Source organism: Wolbachia endosymbiont (group A) of Pipizella viduata (assembly GCF_964028555.1).
Taxonomy (GTDB): domain Bacteria; phylum Pseudomonadota; class Alphaproteobacteria; order Rickettsiales; family Anaplasmataceae; genus Wolbachia.
Window position 1 is genome coordinate 99,484 of the sequence record NZ_OZ034787.1, and the last position, 16,787, is coordinate 116,270.

The following is a 16,787-nucleotide window of genomic DNA, read 5'->3' on the forward strand; positions in this document are numbered from 1 at the left end:
TATAGTTACTTTTCAAGCATGTATTGAAATATCTCATTAGCCATAGCAACATCTTGGCGCGGGGCTTTGCCGTGTTCTATAAACACAGAGATTGCGTAGCGCGGGTTATGGTAAGGACCATAAGCGATAAATAACTTATGACTTTCACCCTTAGAGTTTATCTCTGGTGTACCGGTTTTGCCGGCAATTTGTATGCCGCTTAGCCCTTTTCTATAGTTAGAATTCACCACGTCAAACATAGCTTTTCGAATTATGCTAAAATGCTCATAATCTACATCAATGTCAGGGAAATTTTGCACTGTATTACTCATTTCAATGTGGGGAATTACCTCTTTTCCTGTTGCAATCCTCGCTGCAAGAACTGCAAGCTGCAGTGGTGTTGTAAGCAAATACCCTTGTCCTATAACTAAGTTGATAGTGTCACCTAAATACCACTGCGAATATAGTTTTCGTGCGCGCCAATCTCTATCGGGCAACAATCCCGGAGCTTCTTCCTTAAACGTTCCAATCAGCGACCCACCGCCAATACCAAATTTTCTGGCCATTTCCACCAGAGAGTCTACACTTATTTTTTTTCCTATGTTATAAAAGTAAGTGTTGCATGATAATGCCATTGCCTCATTTAAAGATACATACCCATGGACTTTGCTTTTCAGGCAACGAAATTTCCGCTCACCTATTTTCATATAGCCCTTACACGAGAATTTCTCTTCTGGTGTTATTATCCCGTCTTTTAAACCCGCAAGCGCAACTATTACTTTAAATATTGAACCAGGTGGAATTTGATACGACAATGCACGATTCACAAGTGGTAATGAAGGAGCATTCAAGCTTTCCCAAGTCTCATTTGATAGTCTACTTGCAAAAAGATTATTATCGTAAGAAGGTGAATTATATAGTGCTAAAATTTCTCCGTTACTTACATCAATTACCACTGCGGAGCCTTGGTGATCTTTAAATACCTTTGCGATTTTCTCTTGCAGATTAATATCAATTGTTAGCTGTACATCTTGTCCGTCTTGTTGTGGTATGCTTGATAATTCTTTTATGACGCGTTTTTTAGAATTTATTTCCTGCTCAGATTTTCCTGACTTGCCTTTCAATATATGATCATATGTATATTCAATACCGCTGATTCCTACTTCGTTTATGCCTTGCTGTCTTTTTGTATATCCAATTACATGAGAACATATTGAACCAAACGGGTAATAACGTTTATAAAGAGCAGTTACTTTTGTTTCTGACGATCTTGCTATTTTAGACTCGACTTCTGATAATGTTTGCAAATCGACCTCCTCACCAGAAGTTTTTTGCCCATCAAGCAGAACAACATACGAAATTTTGTTTACCGCAAGTTCAGTGCTATTCCTATCTAAAATTTTCCCCCGCTGAGGCATAATAGTAGCGACTCTTATTCTATTACTATTAGATAGTGCTTCGTACTTTTGTCTGTTTCGTATTTGTAAATTATATAACCTATAGCTAAAAATAGCGGAAATGGTAAGCTGAATACCACCTAATATGAATGCTCTGCGGTTAAAGACTTTGTTTTTTGTCCACATAATATTCCTTCAAAACGCACTTTTTCCCCCTCTTTTATTGTTACACTTCTGGCTTTTACCGTATTACAAACCCTTTCCTCCCACTCACTTAAGGTAACAAACTTGTAACCCGATTTTTTTAGTATTTTAATAATATGAGGTAAAGCTTCAATTGTGTTTGATCTGTTATTGTGATCATGAAACAGTATAACTGCCCCATTATGTACATTACTTAAAACTCTTTCAACTAAAGCTTCTGGTTTATCACCTTGCCAATCTAGCGAATCAACTGTCCATAATATCGAATACATATCCAATTTATTAGTATTTTCAATCAGATTATCGTCATGACATCCATATGGCGGGCGAAACCATTTTACATCTTGTTTTATTGCATTTTTAATTGCTGTATTTGTCTTTTCCAATTCTTGCAATTGTTCCTCACTTGAAAGTGATGTCAACTTCCTATGCGACCAAGAGTGATTGCCTAACTCATGACCTGCTTCATGGATTTTCTTTACTATCTCATATGTTTTTTTATTTATACGTTCACCAAGCACAAAAAACGTTGCTTTTGCTTCATAGCTTTCCAGAACATTAATAATATCGTTTACTCTATTGTTGGAAGGCCCATCATCAAACGTAAGCGCAACAAACTTATCGTCGTTATTCAACAATTTTTTTATATTACTTAAATTTCTATATGATAGATCCAGATTACAACTGAGCCCACAGTATGGTAGATTAAAATTACAATCACCACAGAAAGCCGCGCTTGAGTATAGCAAAAGAAAAGTTATTATCCTTATAAACATTTTATAATCAGCAAAGTGATAGGATACTATGCACTTTTTTGCTAAGTTAAGCCATCTTTAATTGCTGTAGCCTTTACTTCATCACTTCTTTAATATATTATATTAACAATTTTATATAATATATTATGATTGCAAATATAAATACCGTTGCGCTTCAGGGAATTAGCACAGTAAATGTCAATGCACAAATTCATATGGCAAATGGTATTCCAGCTTTTAAAGCAACAAGGACAACATTGCAAATTTAGAGTTCAAGAGGGTTATTCCTCGAGAACTACTGCGTCAGAAAGCTGGCGTTGAATTTGTATATAATGTTGATCTTGGAGGTTTTTATGAATAATAGTGAGAGAAAAGAGAAATTAGAAACTCGTATTCTATCAAGCAGAGGTAGGTCTTTGCTTGACCATGAGCTACTGGAACGTAATCTATCTGCATACACAGAAGGAAGAGAAGTTGCCAAAAAGCTAATGGAGCTCTTTAGTAGTTTAGGAAGGGTAATTAATGCTGATCTTCACGAGCTAAAAAATGTTACAGGAATGAACGATGGAGCAATAGCAAATATCTTTTGCCTGAAAGAGATTTTCGATAGGATATTGAAAGGTAAGTTAAAAAAGCTGTCGATTCTTGATAATAGAGAAGAGCTACTAAAATACTTTAAAGCAGCAATAGGACAGTCAAGAAAGGAAAGCTTACGAGTGGTATACTTAGATCGAAGTGGTCATTTAATATATGAGTATGTTCAAGACTGTGGAACTATAGATAGAGTGCCTCTATATGTGAGGGAAATAATAAAACAGGGATTACTGATTGACGCAGCATCTGTTGCAATTTCACACAATCATCCAAGTGGAGATATAGAACCTTCAAAGGAGGATGAGGATAACACACTTACATTAGCTGCAACCTGTGAAAATGTAGGAATGAAATTAATAGATCATATAATCGTAACACAGAAAAGCCACTTTAGTTTTTATGACAGTGGTTTATTGTAATCTGTAGACCGGAAGGAAAGTTCTCCAACTTTCCTTCTTTTTTTCACTTTATAAATTAAAAAATTCAATATAAGCTTGAACAGCTAAAATTAGTAATGAAAGGTGGAATTAGGCAAAAAAATAAAAGAGCTTAGGTTATACTGTGGTTTAACACAAACTGAGTTAGGAAAAAGAATAGGTGTTTCATATAGGCAGATACAAAGGTACGAAAATGGTTCAAACCACATTTTGGCTAGTAGACTATACGACTTAGCAAAAGCTCTATCGATTAATGTGGCTGATTTTTTTACTGATGTGCATGACGACTCACATGAAGCTTATGATGAGGAGATATTAAAATTAGTCAAAGGATACAATGAAATTAAGAGCAAAAGGTTACGTAGTGTAGTTTATATATTGGTAAAATCTTTTTCTCAAAGTATATTATCTGATACGTAAAATGACCATACAACATCCTATCGATAAGCAAATAGGTGAAAGAATAAGGAAAAGAAGGCTAATATGTGGTTTTAGCCAAAGGGACTTAGGAAAAAAGCTTGGAATTTCATTTCAGCATATACAAGGATATGAAACTGGAGAGGTAAGGCTTGTAGTTGATAGATTGTATAATTTGGCAGAAGCTTTGTCTGTTGATATGTCATATTTTTTTACCAAAGCCTCTGAAGACTTGCATGATAAGGCCTTCCGTAGCGATGTGGGCAGCGAAGAAATATCAAGATTAGTAAGAGAATATAGAAAAATTAAAGATGAAACATTGCGTGATATTGTGCATTCAGTGATAAAGGCTCTTGCTAACAAATAGTACAAATTTTAAAGTTCAGGTGTTTTTTATAATATAAAACACTTCTACAAGCAATACTAATTAAAGTAAATTATTTATGGTAAATTTGATTAAGTTTTAAAAACTACTTTACTTTGTAACAGTTAACCATTTATTTCTGATAGACAAGTGGCTATGTTTCACATAGCCACTTGTCTCCAATCAAGAACGTCCTACGGATGTCGTTTTGTTGTCTTTTAATTTATTCACCCAAGAAAAGGTCTCACTACTTTTAGAATTTTGGTCGCCCCACCTTCCACATCTAGTAAAACTGCCTTTTTCTACTGCTTCTTTAACAGACATTCCACCAAATAAACAACCCTTTCCTACGATTTCTCCTATTTCTTGCAACTCGTTCCACATTTCTTCATCTTCTACCTCAATTTGTACTTGATGATAGTCTGCTGTGTCATGATATACCATTAAATTTAGCTCTCCTAGGCTAGTATAAAATGTGACTGCAAAAGCACTGTTATCCGATATATCCACGTAGTCTCTTTCACCGCCTTTCCCAGTTTTGACTTCAACTTCACCATCACCTATTTTTATAATATTGCCACCAAGGTTTAAGTCTCCTTTACTTAAGCCCAAATTTTTTGCACCTTCTACAACTTTGGCAACATCAACTATGCAGCTATGTGAAAATTCCATATAGAAGGTCTTATTATCGATTTCTACATTTTCAACAGTTCCTTCTATAGTAGCGTTCTCTCCCACTTCCCTGAGTTTTGTGAGCCTACTATATATTTGTGGCTCAATTTTTTTTGCACCTTTTGATGAATTTCAGTCATTTTCTTATCAACTTGTACATTAAAATCTGCTCCATTTAATGCTAACTTGCTGATTATATCCTCTTGTTTATTCCCTTTGAATTCATCACGATACATCTTAAACATTGTAACGTTAGCGAAGCCAAAGCCATCTTCATTGGCAGCATTTATTCTTATTCCTAAGTCCAAAGCTTCATCGATAACTTTACTTAACTCGTTTATATTTTTAGCTGCAATAGCTTTTTCCAGGAATTCATTTAGTTTCATATTTTCATATTCACTTAGTCTTATCCTGCATAAAGCTGATCGAAATGGATTGAGCTCCTCAGGATATGTTAAGACAGGTAATTTACTAATCTTTTTATTCGCTGTTGGAGCAGCTTTTATAAAATTAGGTAATAACCCTTCTTTTGCTATTCGCTCTACCGCTTTTAACATTTTACTAGACAATTTTTTACCATTTATTTTTTTCATTGTAACCCTCACTTAATTTCATTACTATTCGATCATATCGTGATAAATATTATTTAATTGTCAATATTATACGACTTATTGATTTACTGTATGTTATAATAACAAGTTTTGCGGGCATTTACACTAGAAAAACACATCTTGTAAAAATTATTTCAATTTCAATAAAAGTTGGGTATTGTGATTGTAAAACTGAAAGAAATGGATCTCTTGTCTTACTCCACTGAAAAGTTGAAGAAGCATTGTCAGCTACTTGATAATGAAGAAAAAATAATTCTATATGAGCAGCTGCTAGACAAGGCTAAAGACATACTTGAAAATTCAAGAGATAATGTTTCTGAACTGAAAAAGATCAGTAAAGCTGCTGTAGCAATAGAGGAAACCACCGATAAGCAGTTACTAGAAAAGTTTAATGATGACCACCCGCTAAGAGAAGTGGACATTTTAATCTACTCTCCTCAGGGAAATACTGAATATCTATTCAGCATAGATAACTCGTCAGAGCTTTATGATTTAAAAGAAGATAAGGATAAAGCTCTTTATAATGCAGTAAAATCAAATGATGTTGAGCTTGTAAAAAAGCTGCTAATGATCCTTTTACCTATAGAAGTAGGTAATTTTGATGTAGAATACTTGGAAGAATTGAAAATATTGCTGTCAGGAATTCAAAAAGAATTGCAATTATCACAAGATATGAAAAATTATCTTGTGAAGACGATAAAGTTCTATAGTTTTTTATGTAGTAATTTTAGCTTATTAGTTGCAAATCCTACTGATGTAAAAGCTATGATCAATCTATTTGCTACTCAACCAAATATTGATTACCAAATAGATAAGCTTCTGCTTTCTTTTATTGTGAGAGATGTTGAGGAAAAAAAGCTAAATTCTGAAATCAAACACATGATAGAGCTTCTTGAGCAGCATGAAAGATTTGCTGAGCTCGAATATAAGGTTAGAAGATTAAGATCAGAGTTTGCATGTGGCAAAAGCAGATATTCGGCTGAAGTAATACGAAATAGCATTGCAGAACGAGAAAAAGAGATGAGGGAAATTGAGAAAAAATACGTAAGGCCAAACGATTTAATTAGCGAGAGGCAGAAATTATTAAAGCAATTACTTTGCTAGCTTTTTTTCCACTTCATAAAATTTGTTGTAAATTTGAATAAGAGGTGAAAAGTGCAATTAGGTAAAAAAATAAAACAACTTAGGTTAGATCGTGCTTTGACACAGACCGAATTGGGAAAGAGAATAGGTGTTTCGTATAGACAGATACAAAAGTACGAAAATGGTTCAAATTGTGTTTTGGCCAGTAGATTATATGATTTAGCAAAAGCACTATCGATAGATGTTGCTAACTTTTTTACTGATATGCATACTGACTCACATGAAGCTTATGATGAAGAAATACTAAAGTTAATCAAAGAATATAACGAAATTAAGAGCAAAAGGTTACGTAGTGCAGTTTATATATTGGTAAAATCTTTTTCTCAAAGTGATAATACATAGTTAATATTATCTGATACGTAAAATGACTATACAACATCCTATCGATAAACAAATAGGGGAAAGAATAAGGAAAAGAAGGCTAATGTGTGGTTTTAGTCAAAGAGACTTAGGAAAAAAGCTTGAAATTTCATTTCAGCATGTACAAGGATATGAAAGCGGAGAGATTAGGCTTGTAGTTGATAGGTTATATAAATTAGCAGAAGTACTATCGGTTGATATGTCGTATTTTTTTACCAAAGCCTCTGAAGACTTACATGATAAGGCCTTCCATAGCGATGTAGGCAGCGAAGAAATATCAAGGCTAGTGAGGGAATATAGAAAAATTGAGGATGAAACTCTGCGTGACATTGTTCATCTAGTGATTAAGGCTCTTGCTAATACAGGCTTTAAAGCATAAATTCTCTCCTTGAATTGTTGAAGAAAACTTAAACTTTCATTTTCTTCATCATTTCGCTTTTCTTTCACTTTGATTCGTGTAGTTATACCCTACACAAAGTATAATGTTTTAAAAATAAAAACCTGCACCATAAAATATTGAGATTTAGAATATTAACTTATAAAGTCTTTTCGGCAGTTTTAGTGAGGGTTTATTAGCAAGGATGTTGGAGGTTAGAAATGACTATATCTGAAGGTGTAATACAGCGTATAAGGCATAATGATAAGAACGCGATAGGGGGATGATTTTTTGGTCAAGGTGGCTGTGCACCATCCAGCTAAGTTTGATAGCTTAGAAGTAACAAAATTTTTAGTAAATAATAAAGGTGTAAGTTTTAACGCTAAAACTAATGACGAAAACAAGCCTATTCATATTGCAGCTGATTTTTGAAATATCGATATTGTAAAATTTTCTCTTAATAAGGGAGTAGAAGTTGGTACAAAAGGTAAAAACAATTGGACTCCTTTGCATTATGCTACCAATAAAGGATATCTAGGAATTGTAAAGCTTCTAATAGAAAAGCAACAACAAGAATCATTTATTAATAATTCTAAAACTACAGATCAGTCTACTATGCTGCCAAGGAAGGACATTTACCATCTGTAGAATTTCTCATAGAAAAAGGAGCAAGAATTGATATTAAAAATTCCAATAATAGATCACCATTGGAACTTGCAAATGATGGAGGACATGAAGAAGTTGAAAATTTACTAAGAAATGAATTACTTCTTGATGCTGTCAAGAGAAAAGACCGCAGTGGAGTAGAAGCTCAACTTGATAAAGGGGCTAATGTTAATTATGTACGTCGAGAAGATGGCTGTGCACCATGCTGTCAGTTATAACCATGAAAATCTTGAGTTTGTGAAGTTCTTAATAACGCTAATTCTGGATTAAGGGAGGAAGAAAGTATAGGAAATAGAAGGCTTTTTGGGTTTCATGGAATAGGAAATAAGAGTAGAGAAGATATGAACCAAAAAATTAGTAAGAGATCTATGGTGTACTAGACATAACTTAATCTGACAGGTGAGAATTAACTGACAGAAGGATTGATGTAGTTAAAACTAATATCAGTCTCGTGTTTGATGCTACTAATATTTTTCTGAAAAGCAATATGTTTGCTATCAAGAAAAGTCTGCATCGGTGTTTTGCCAAAACAATATTTGCCTGAATGAGGCCTTGTCTCATTGTAAGAACGCAACCAATGATCAACATCAATCTGCAAATCTTTCAAAGAGCTGTAGATTTTCTTTCTAAAGATAATATTGTAACACTCATCTTGCATAGTTTTATGAAACCTCTCGCATATGCCATTAGTTTGTGGAGAATTGGCCTTAGTTCTTGAATGATCAATGTTTTCAATTCCCAAATAAAGCTGATAAGCGTGATTTTCTGGTTTACCACAATATTCTGTACCTCGATCCGTGAGAATTCGCAATAAAGGAATATTTTGTCCATCAAAAAACGGTATCACTCTATCATTTAGCAAGTCAGCAGAAGTAATAGCTGTCTTATCTACATAAAGCTTAGCAAACGCTACTCTCGAATATGTATCAATAAAAGTCTGCTGGTAAATGCGCCCAACACCCTTGATATTGCCTACATAGTAAGTATCTTGAGATCCCAAATAACCTGGGTGTTCTGTGTCAATTTCACCGTGAGCTTCTCTTTGTTCTTTCACTTTTTCTAATGCTACAAGCTGCTCTTCTGTCAGAATTATTCCGTCTTGCATAACTTTTGTTTCAAGAGCCTTAAGCCTTTTTTTGAAGGTCTCTAGGTCATTTCTCAGCCATACAGACCTCACACCACCTTCGGAGATTATTATGCCTCTTTTTCTAAGTTCGTTTGCAGATCTTTGTTGTCCGTATGCTGGAAATTCGGTAGCAATATTCACTACTGCTCTTTCTATATCTTCGGAAACTCTGTTTGCAAACAGTGGTTTTTTCTTGCTGATTTCGTGTAATGCCTCTTCTCCTCCATTTTCATATAACTCCTTAAATCTATAAAACGTATCTCTTGAATATCCCATTACCTTGCACGCTTGAGATACATTGCCGAGCTGTTTTGCTAGCTCTAATAAACCTAGTTTTGGTTTTAATATTTTTGTTTGTATTGTACTCATTTCTAACACTCCTTGTTCTTATTATTTTATAACTTACTTTTTTAAAGTGTCAGATCAAATCTTGTTTAATACATCTATGGCGAGTATGCTCAATTTCTAATCTGTTTTTCAAATAACCAAAAACCGTTTCAATAATAGACCTTTTTCTCAGCAAAATCTTTTCATTTAGGGAGATTAGCGCATTTTTCATGTTTTTTTTCACTTTGGTAATAAGCTTTAATCCGCGGTCAAACAACTCTTGAAAAAGCTCCTTTTTTATATAACCCTTATCACCAAACAAGAGACCTGTTAATTTTTTTGTTAGATAGGATACAGTTTTTTTGTCATCAACATTGCCTTTTGTTAGCGTAAGTGCCTGAATTTCTCCTTTATCATTAATAACTAGATGTAATTTAAAACCAAAAAACCAGCCGTAAGAGCTCTTGCTTAATTTTGCAATACCAGCAAAAACCTTATTTTTAGATATTCTTTGTGCATGGCAAATTGCAATAGGAGTTGAATCAATATATGAGATACCAGTATTTTTAGACTTTTCACAAAGCCACTTTAATAACATTGCTAAATGCCACAGAACCCTAGGTTTTAGTGCAACAAACCTAGTATATGAAGGCAACTTTGAAAAATCTGATTTGTAGAAAAATGTTAAGTGATGCAGGTAGAAAGCTTTGAAATTTTCACATGGAGATTGTTGATAGATAAGAATTATTGTAATGATTTCAGAAAGTGTAATTTCTGGTATTCTTGTAGGCTTTTTGTTGCTTGAAAGTAGTTTATCTGCAAAGTTTTCTTCTATAGCTTTACAAAAATCGTCGACCAAGCAAAATAGTTCCATTATATCTTTATCCATGGGTATCCTCACTTTAATTTCTTAATATTAGCTGAGTTTACCCTATTTCCACTTCTTTTCTAATCCAGAATTAGCGTTAATAGGGAAAGAAAAGGTGAAATTATTTAGCACCAAAGATTAAAGAAGATATAGTAAATGGGAGGCAGCCAAGAAATTTGAAATTAGTTGATTTGAGAGAAATACCGATGCTGTGGAGTGAGCAATTAGAGAAGTTTTACGGCTTAGAATCTTAATTTACAAAAGCAATAGGCAATGGAAAAGACTATGTGCCAGAAAACCAATACTTTAAAACAAAGAATAGGAGGTAAACTAATGTTACAGGAACTGACACTTAATTATGTAATAAAAATAGTGATAATCTTAAACATATGTATGAAACGATTCCAGAACTCCCAAAGTTATTGCGTAAGAGCTAAATGTCCCTGACCGCTCTTCTCCCGCTGAATCATGTGTTGGGTCTGATAAAAGAAATTCTGTAGATATCACAAAAGTCAATTCAATCAAACACAAAAGGCTATACCTATAAAAGAATAAGCATCAAGAGAGAAAAATAATTTCTTTAGAAGAATCTCTAAATTATTAAGTCAACACTTATCCCCCTACTATTTCTTCTCACCTTGAGAGTATGGTTTATACCTCAAAAAATCTTACTTTGAAGATACATCAATTTTTTTACCCCTCTAAGACCTTTCTTTTGTTTACTAATTTTAGTTGACTTCATTAACACACTACTATTTCTTTCGAAGCTCCCATCTTTTGCAGCTGGTCTAAACTATCGATTGGCCTCATAAGAGTAGATGGGACACCTGATTCTTTCACTACAAAATTTGATTGTTTAATAGTTTCAGCTGACTCTATAACTATTCCACCATTTCTTTCAAAACCTTTATCATTTACAGCTTGTAGAACACTTTTTCCTCCTAAAAAGCAGCTTTCTCCTAGACTTGATTTATCTTTTAATTTGTTAAACTTCTCCTGGTTCTCTTCATCAAGCTTTACTTTTATTATATTACTATCTTTATCACTAGGAGATAGATGAATACTAACCTCGCCTACTTCAGTGGTAAAGGACATTTCAATACCACCTCCTAAGACATCTGTATAATTTCTTTTTCCTCCTACATTTTCAACTCTTACTATACTCTCTCCAATCTGCAGGATGCTACTTTCTATACTAAAGTTTTCATTCACCTTACTATTCATAACCTTTCCAACTTCAACAATACTGTTTTGTGGCCACCTAAAAAGAACAAGATTATTATCTACTTCTACTTGCAGATCATCATCTTGAACTTGTTCATTCTTATTTATTAAACCTTCATATGCGATACTTTTCAGTTTGTCCTTAATTTTTTTACACTCTGTAAAAATAGGCTCATCACTTCCCCACATAATTTCACCTATCATTCTATCATTGTAAAAATCAGACTCTATTTTTGCACTTGCTGATAGTAGCTTATTGACAATATTGAATAAAGGTTCTAAAGCTTCTTCCCACTCATCTATTGCCTCTTCTCTATCATTTTTATACCGTGATCTAGTAGTAGGCGTTATACGCATAACACTACTGGCATTAGCAATATCAATTATTTTTTTGAATACAAAATTTGACACAGTGCATTCATATTGATCACAGCGTAAATTTAGCTTTATTTTTCTTTTCAAATATTAAACGTTCCATCTTTTCTAGAGTTACCTTTGCAGAATTTTCGTATCTATTTTCATGAAACCCTTTCATTATACTTTCCATCTTGTCATGAAATTCATCAATTGAAACTTTTTCGCTCTCAGTTAACAGATTTGCTAAATTCATTAAAATTGAATTTTCTGGAATAAAATAACTTTCAACAACAGTATTTTTATCTTCAACAATGGACTCATTCCAGTCATCAGTTTGTTCTTGACTTAACGATGATGTGCTTTCTTCAAGAGTGTGCTGACCAAAACGCTCCGTATGCTGTTCTTCAGTAGCTAACCTACCATTTGCACAAACCTGCTCATTCTTTAAAATATACTCTAACACCATACTCCCTCCTCAATCTATAAATACATTATGTACAATAATTAGCATGAATAAAATCCAATACAAGTATAATTTTTCTAACTTTCATATTTTTTAGAGAGTTGTATTCTCTTACTGTAACTTCATGTAACCCTGAGCCTGTTATCTTTGCTATTCAACAAGATCGTTTCCAGACAAACTCGGGAATTTAGTGCAAACTGCCATATAAATTTGGCCAGTATAATCTATTGTACACCTAATTTGATATGTAAATTCTCAATAACCCTCATCTGCCAGGAAGATCATCTGCAGAACTATGTCCTAAGTTGTCCTTTATACGAAGAACATCCTTAACTGATATAAGAGTATCTGGCCTCTGCGCACGATCATTCCATATAGCGTACGATAAAACTACTGTGTCTCCATCGGTAATACGCTTATAACCTCTACAATGCATATAATCATCTAATTGGTTATTTGCTTCCCGCTTTTTACTCTGTAATTCACCAGTACCAGAAAACTTTAACTCTATTCCTATCGGGTGAACACCATCTCTACTATCTGGAGACCGTAATAATACCAGATCTAATCTCTCTCCTCCTCCCAGTTGAAATTCAATAATTACCCTAGCTGGATTATCACAGGCGTAAAATAACCCATGCAGTATGGAATGAAATCCAGCCTCTCTAGCGTTATCCCTATTTACTATCCACCTTAACGGAAATAGCACATTAGAAATTGCTTGAAATATTTGTGCATGACGATTTTGTACTTGCCAACCAGTATTCATCATTATATCTGCAGTGCTGTGCACGTTACTGACACCACCTATCTGTGAAAATTCACCTAGAAAAGATCCACCTACTTTACTTTGTAAATAGGGGGCAGGTGAGTCAAATGGTGTTACACCAACAGTTAAACCAAGATCATCCTCGGCTCTTCTTGTTGGGTCCAATCCACATACTACCTCATACACTCTAGCGTTTGGCCAACGTGATAGATCTAGGCCTCGTTCTGGAAATTGGTGAGTTGCTAGTACATGACGTATATTAAGTATAATAACCCTTTCCTCTCTTCCTAATAATGCATGTAAAATCATGGTCAAGGCACGATTTCCAACATTTATCTGTGTAACCCCTCCTTGCAGGTCTAGCATTTTATCGTCATTGTGATAATGGAATAAGTGTTTGGTTACATCTACCCAAATTCCTCTTGTTAACATAATTCTTTTCTTTGCAAATGTAGCATTCCTAAAGGTAAAGCCGGTTGTATAGAGAAATATTCTCCTATCCCTAGCACTAACACCATCCCTATTTCTAATGCCTGGTACAGCAGGTACACCAAACGCTGGGTATAGTAAATAATCTCTAACGCTCTCTTCAATTTCGGCTATTGGTCCATTAAATAGCCTTTTCAATAAAGAAGATTCTCTTTCCAAAAAGCTTTGAGTACTAAGCTGTAAACGTTCATTGTTATCTAAATCAAAATTTAATCCTACACAAACAGCATCCTCCGACGAGGTGTGTATGGATATGGAAGAAACGGGACATCTTGTAACGTAATTTTCAGCTTGCGCCAATGCTCGATCAGCATATCTATCCCTTGCTTGTCCTGCCTTGAGTTCAATTATAATAGGAACAGAATCCATCAATCGTTGTACACCACGTACAAGAAAAGTAATATCTGTATATCCACCCCCCAAAAATAACTCAAGGTAAATACCAGCCGTATGACGATACCTAAAATTCATCAAAAACCCTGACAAAAAACCATGATAGTCCGACTCCTTGCTATTGAAGTTCAGTTGCTGATTATACCTATTGTAGAGATTAATTATGTACTGCAAAATATCATCAATAGTATCAACAACATCATCTGCATTATTACTTGCCAAGTCTCCTAATAAACCTGACAGAAAACCTTGTTGTATACCAAAGTTCCTGGTGATCTCTTCAAAGCCATTACATAGAGATGCTGAATTTCCAGTAAATGCGTTTCTCTCACGAATTTTTACACATTTTATTGCTTCCTCTTCTTCGTCTTCTCCCAGATTTTCTGCCCATGCAAATGTTTTATACTCTTCCCATGCAAACCGCCCAGCCCGTGATGCAACATTCTGCTGTTGTAAATTATTCTCTATCCACAATTTCTCTTGCTGACTAAATCTTGAACCAAAACTATTTTGTCTATCGGCAATAGTAAAACATCTTACAATTCCGTAGCCTCTTCTATCTCTGTCATTAGTTAATACAGCAACCTTTAAGTTTCCTTTTCTAGGTTCATTCGGATTGTTGTCAAAACAAAAATAAATTTTTTCATTATCTGCAATATCAGAATCAAACGCAGTAGCAAATATACCAAAAAAGAATGCAGGAAAAAAGCGATCCTTACCCACCGAGTGCAAAAAAGATGGACACTGATCCAAGAAAGATTCAAACCTTTCTACAAACTCTTGGCAATTTCCGTTTAACAAACTTCTAATCAGTCCAATATTTTCACCATTGTTATGCATAAAACACCTCTATTTACTACGACCAGATAAACCGCTAACGCCAGGAGATCCTAACATAGACTGGGGGTCACCAGAGCCACCAAAGTCACCGCCACCTCTATGAGGAATAGGTAACTTATCTAGCTCAGAAAACAACTCCTCTGCCAGCTTGCCATAATCAACACCACTCTTCATACCAGGTCTACCAACCATTTTTAGGTTGCTAATTAAATAATTTTTAAAATTCACAAAATCCTCCTGTGTACAATACTCTTTTGCAAACTGTAAAATCTCTAACAGCGCGTCTTTTTTTCCAGTATCACCTTCACCTAAAGCACAACCGCGCTCCCAATCTACAATTAATCCAGCAAGCATGCGTTTGATAGGGACTCTACCATTTGAAAAAACAGCAGCCTTTTTATTCTCATTAAAGCGATTGCACCTCCAAATATCCATAGTAATTGATCTAGCTTGAACACCTGACTCAGGACTTTCTAGTATTACATTTGAAAGTGAGGAAAGAAGGAGTGCATAATCATGATGTGAAAGTATTTTTTCTGCAGGTACTGAAACTTCTTTATAGCACCAGCGCTTCACCATATCTCGAACCGTACCAAGAAAACTCCAACGTATCAAACCATTAAGAAGTGAATATACTCCTTGATTTTTTTCTAACAACTTAAGCAATAGCTCATGTTTTGCTGGATCATCCATTTTATACAGGCAAAAATCTAAAACGGTAGCACGATTGTAGTTACATTGAATAGTGGACAAGGTAGTAACTGCACTAATAGCTTCCTCCTCTCTTTCTTGCCGGCTTAAAAGGTTATAGAAATATTCTACCCCCTCGCTCCATTTAAGATCTACAGCTTCTCGGAAGCCATCTACGTTATTATATTCCTTTAATGTTCCAGATTCTCTATTAATCCAAAAGCTAAATACAGGATCATAACTTCCCATAGACTCAAGCAAATCACTTCTTATATATTTGTCATCTACAGGATTACCATCCATGTCTACTGCACCGGGAGAGACTCTACTTTGTAAGACTCAAATTGCTCTTGAAAGAGCGGATAAATTTTATCTACCACACAATACCTACAAGCCATGTTATACCTACAAAATGGATTCTCTATTTCATCTATTTTTTTCTCAGTTAGCTTCTGTCCTAGTATGTGATTATTTAATTTTGTATCCGACCAGCAACTTTCATCGCGAAATATGTTGTATAAGAATTGCCACTCACTATCTTCTAAATACTCTATTTGTTCAATGTAGGTTTTCACCCATCTTTCAATCGCTAAATGCCTTTCAGCAGCAATTTTAGAATCTGTATGTTCAATAACACTTTGTAACTTATTAAGTACTGTAGCATGACGTTCTGTTTTTCTTGGCATTTGATCTCCTAAAAAAATACTTATGGCATTATGTAAAAGTTAGAATTAAATAGCAACCTAAAATTACTAGGGATAAAAAAACTTCATGAAAAACATTTTCTATATTGAACGGATACAAAAATTCTATTGGAATTTACAGACAATACCTTAATTTCTCAGCGTCATAAAAATTTTAAATGTTTACTTTGTTTAAAAAGAAAAAAGATCGTATATTTGTGAGAACAAGCAGCGTAAAAATAAGGTTATAAAAATAGAAGATTTAAATTATTTTAATAAGCTTAGGTAAAACAGTTCGTATGTAGATATGGATCAAATGGGCTAATATGTCTAGTTTTACCGTATAGTAAAATTATTATAAATAAAAGTTCGTATGTATCACATGGTAGACCATGCCATCCCAAAGAAAAATGTTCTCACGGTTATTATTTTTAATTAAACAAAAGCGACCATATTATTAATTTAATGACAAAAAATATTGAAATATATACCTATTGAAATAATGTTATTAATCATAAAAAGATAACTTTACTTTGTTGATTTTTTCAACTATCATGTAAATAGTTTAGTATAGCGATTCAAT

Annotated in this window: 20 protein-coding genes and 2 pseudogenes; 10 read left to right on the forward strand and 12 right to left on the reverse strand. The window is 34.1% G+C overall.

Annotated elements, in window-relative coordinates:
• Positions 1 to 5: 5 nt before the first annotated feature.
• Both ABWU50_RS00515 and ABWU50_RS00520 read right to left on the reverse strand, forming a co-directional pair.
• Positions 6 to 1,562 (reverse strand): penicillin-binding transpeptidase domain-containing protein, encoded by a 1,557-nt coding sequence (locus ABWU50_RS00515; RefSeq protein ID WP_353275940.1) that lies wholly within the window; start codon positions 1,560 to 1,562, stop codon positions 6 to 8.
• Positions 1,517 to 2,356 (reverse strand): polysaccharide deacetylase family protein, encoded by an 840-nt coding sequence (locus tag ABWU50_RS00520; protein WP_353275941.1) that lies wholly within the window; start codon positions 2,354 to 2,356, stop codon positions 1,517 to 1,519. Before ABWU50_RS00520 ends, ABWU50_RS00515 begins: the two co-directional genes overlap by 46 nt.
• A 332-nt stretch (positions 2,357 to 2,688) precedes the next feature.
• On the opposite strand from ABWU50_RS00520, the gene ABWU50_RS00525 reads away from it, so the two are divergent.
• The 3 genes from ABWU50_RS00525 to ABWU50_RS00535 all read left to right on the forward strand — a co-directional run bounded on the left by ABWU50_RS00525 (position 2,689) and on the right by ABWU50_RS00535 (position 4,150).
• The gene (locus tag ABWU50_RS00525; RefSeq protein ID WP_353275324.1) at positions 2,689 to 3,348 is read left to right on the forward strand and encodes a RadC family protein; all 660 of its coding nucleotides are present in this window, start codon (positions 2,689 to 2,691) and stop codon (positions 3,346 to 3,348) included.
• A gap of 102 nt (positions 3,349 to 3,450) precedes the next feature.
• Positions 3,451 to 3,786, forward strand: a complete 336-nt coding sequence (locus tag ABWU50_RS00530; RefSeq protein ID WP_236514288.1) for a helix-turn-helix domain-containing protein — start codon at positions 3,451 to 3,453, stop codon at positions 3,784 to 3,786.
• A gap of 1 nt (position 3,787) precedes the next feature.
• Positions 3,788 to 4,150: a helix-turn-helix domain-containing protein gene (locus ABWU50_RS00535; RefSeq protein ID WP_265037035.1), complete on the forward strand. Its 363-nt coding sequence runs from the start codon at positions 3,788 to 3,790 to the stop codon at positions 4,148 to 4,150.
• Between the two features lie 180 nt (positions 4,151 to 4,330).
• Here the strand turns inward: ABWU50_RS00535 and ABWU50_RS00540 are convergent, their stop codons facing one another.
• Complete coding sequence (locus tag ABWU50_RS00540; RefSeq protein ID WP_353275326.1) at positions 4,331 to 4,885, reverse strand: hypothetical protein; 555 nt, start codon at positions 4,883 to 4,885, stop codon at positions 4,331 to 4,333.
• A complete protein-coding gene (locus ABWU50_RS00545; RefSeq protein ID WP_353275328.1) occupies positions 4,864 to 5,412 on the reverse strand; it encodes a hypothetical protein in 549 nt (182 codons plus the stop codon). The genes ABWU50_RS00540 and ABWU50_RS00545 overlap by 22 nt, the downstream gene beginning before the upstream one ends.
• 177 nt (positions 5,413 to 5,589) lie before the next feature.
• Here ABWU50_RS00545 and ABWU50_RS00550 point away from each other — a divergent pair, with 177 nt between their 5' ends.
• The 6 genes from ABWU50_RS00550 (at position 5,590) to ABWU50_RS00575 (ending at position 8,193) form a co-directional block, all read left to right on the forward strand.
• Positions 5,590 to 6,534, forward strand: coding sequence for a hypothetical protein (locus ABWU50_RS00550; protein ID WP_353275330.1), 945 nt, complete (start codon positions 5,590 to 5,592; stop codon positions 6,532 to 6,534).
• A gap of 51 nt (positions 6,535 to 6,585) precedes the next feature.
• Positions 6,586 to 6,915 (forward strand): helix-turn-helix domain-containing protein, encoded by a 330-nt coding sequence (locus ABWU50_RS00555; RefSeq protein WP_353275332.1) that lies wholly within the window; start codon positions 6,586 to 6,588, stop codon positions 6,913 to 6,915.
• 22 nt (positions 6,916 to 6,937) lie between these two features.
• Positions 6,938 to 7,312, forward strand: a complete 375-nt coding sequence (locus ABWU50_RS00560; protein ID WP_007549999.1) for a helix-turn-helix domain-containing protein — start codon at positions 6,938 to 6,940, stop codon at positions 7,310 to 7,312.
• Between the two features lie 297 nt (positions 7,313 to 7,609).
• On the forward strand, positions 7,610 to 7,741 hold the full coding sequence (locus ABWU50_RS00565) for an ankyrin repeat domain-containing protein (RefSeq protein ID WP_007551899.1): 132 nt from the start codon (positions 7,610 to 7,612) through the stop codon (positions 7,739 to 7,741).
• Between the two features lie 9 nt (positions 7,742 to 7,750).
• Positions 7,751 to 7,957, forward strand: coding sequence for an ankyrin repeat domain-containing protein (locus tag ABWU50_RS00570; RefSeq protein WP_353276300.1), 207 nt, complete (start codon positions 7,751 to 7,753; stop codon positions 7,955 to 7,957).
• 59 nt (positions 7,958 to 8,016) lie between these two features.
• Positions 8,017 to 8,193 carry a hypothetical protein gene (locus tag ABWU50_RS00575; protein WP_214241706.1) on the forward strand — a complete coding sequence of 59 codons (177 nt, stop codon included), beginning with the start codon at positions 8,017 to 8,019 and terminating at the stop codon, positions 8,191 to 8,193.
• Positions 8,194 to 8,241: 48 nt separating this feature from the next.
• Here the strand turns inward: ABWU50_RS00575 and ABWU50_RS06820 are convergent.
• The 3 genes and pseudogenes from ABWU50_RS06820 to ABWU50_RS00585 form a co-directional block, all read right to left on the reverse strand.
• Positions 8,242 to 8,346: pseudogene (locus tag ABWU50_RS06820) on the reverse strand (IS982 family transposase); the annotation flags it as partial.
• A gap of 35 nt (positions 8,347 to 8,381) precedes the next feature.
• Positions 8,382 to 9,470, reverse strand: coding sequence for an IS481 family transposase (locus ABWU50_RS00580; RefSeq protein ID WP_341819687.1), 1,089 nt, complete (start codon positions 9,468 to 9,470; stop codon positions 8,382 to 8,384).
• A 49-nt stretch (positions 9,471 to 9,519) separates the two neighbouring features.
• Positions 9,520 to 10,317 carry an IS982 family transposase gene (locus ABWU50_RS00585; RefSeq protein ID WP_353275942.1) on the reverse strand — a complete coding sequence of 266 codons (798 nt, stop codon included), beginning with the start codon at positions 10,315 to 10,317 and terminating at the stop codon, positions 9,520 to 9,522.
• Between the two features lie 98 nt (positions 10,318 to 10,415).
• Here ABWU50_RS00585 and ABWU50_RS06825 point away from each other — a divergent pair.
• Positions 10,416 to 10,550 (forward strand): annotated as a pseudogene (locus tag ABWU50_RS06825) (recombinase); the annotation flags it as partial.
• A 487-nt stretch (positions 10,551 to 11,037) separates the two neighbouring features.
• Here ABWU50_RS06825 and ABWU50_RS00590 read toward each other — a convergent pair.
• From ABWU50_RS00590 to ABWU50_RS00610, 5 genes are all read right to left on the reverse strand, one after another.
• On the reverse strand, positions 11,038 to 11,931 hold the full coding sequence (locus ABWU50_RS00590) for a hypothetical protein (RefSeq protein WP_353275944.1): 894 nt from the start codon (positions 11,929 to 11,931) through the stop codon (positions 11,038 to 11,040).
• Between the two features lie 16 nt (positions 11,932 to 11,947).
• Positions 11,948 to 12,340, reverse strand: a complete 393-nt coding sequence (locus ABWU50_RS00595) for a hypothetical protein (protein ID WP_353275945.1) — start codon at positions 12,338 to 12,340, stop codon at positions 11,948 to 11,950.
• 265 nt (positions 12,341 to 12,605) lie between these two features.
• Positions 12,606 to 14,831 carry a hypothetical protein gene (locus ABWU50_RS00600; RefSeq protein WP_353275946.1) on the reverse strand — a complete coding sequence of 742 codons (2,226 nt, stop codon included), beginning with the start codon at positions 14,829 to 14,831 and terminating at the stop codon, positions 12,606 to 12,608.
• Between the two features lie 9 nt (positions 14,832 to 14,840).
• Positions 14,841 to 15,824, reverse strand: a complete 984-nt coding sequence (locus ABWU50_RS00605) for a hypothetical protein (protein ID WP_353275947.1) — start codon at positions 15,822 to 15,824, stop codon at positions 14,841 to 14,843.
• A gap of 2 nt (positions 15,825 to 15,826) precedes the next feature.
• Positions 15,827 to 16,207 (reverse strand): hypothetical protein, encoded by a 381-nt coding sequence (locus tag ABWU50_RS00610; RefSeq protein WP_353275948.1) that lies wholly within the window; start codon positions 16,205 to 16,207, stop codon positions 15,827 to 15,829.
• Positions 16,208 to 16,787 lie beyond the last annotated feature (580 nt).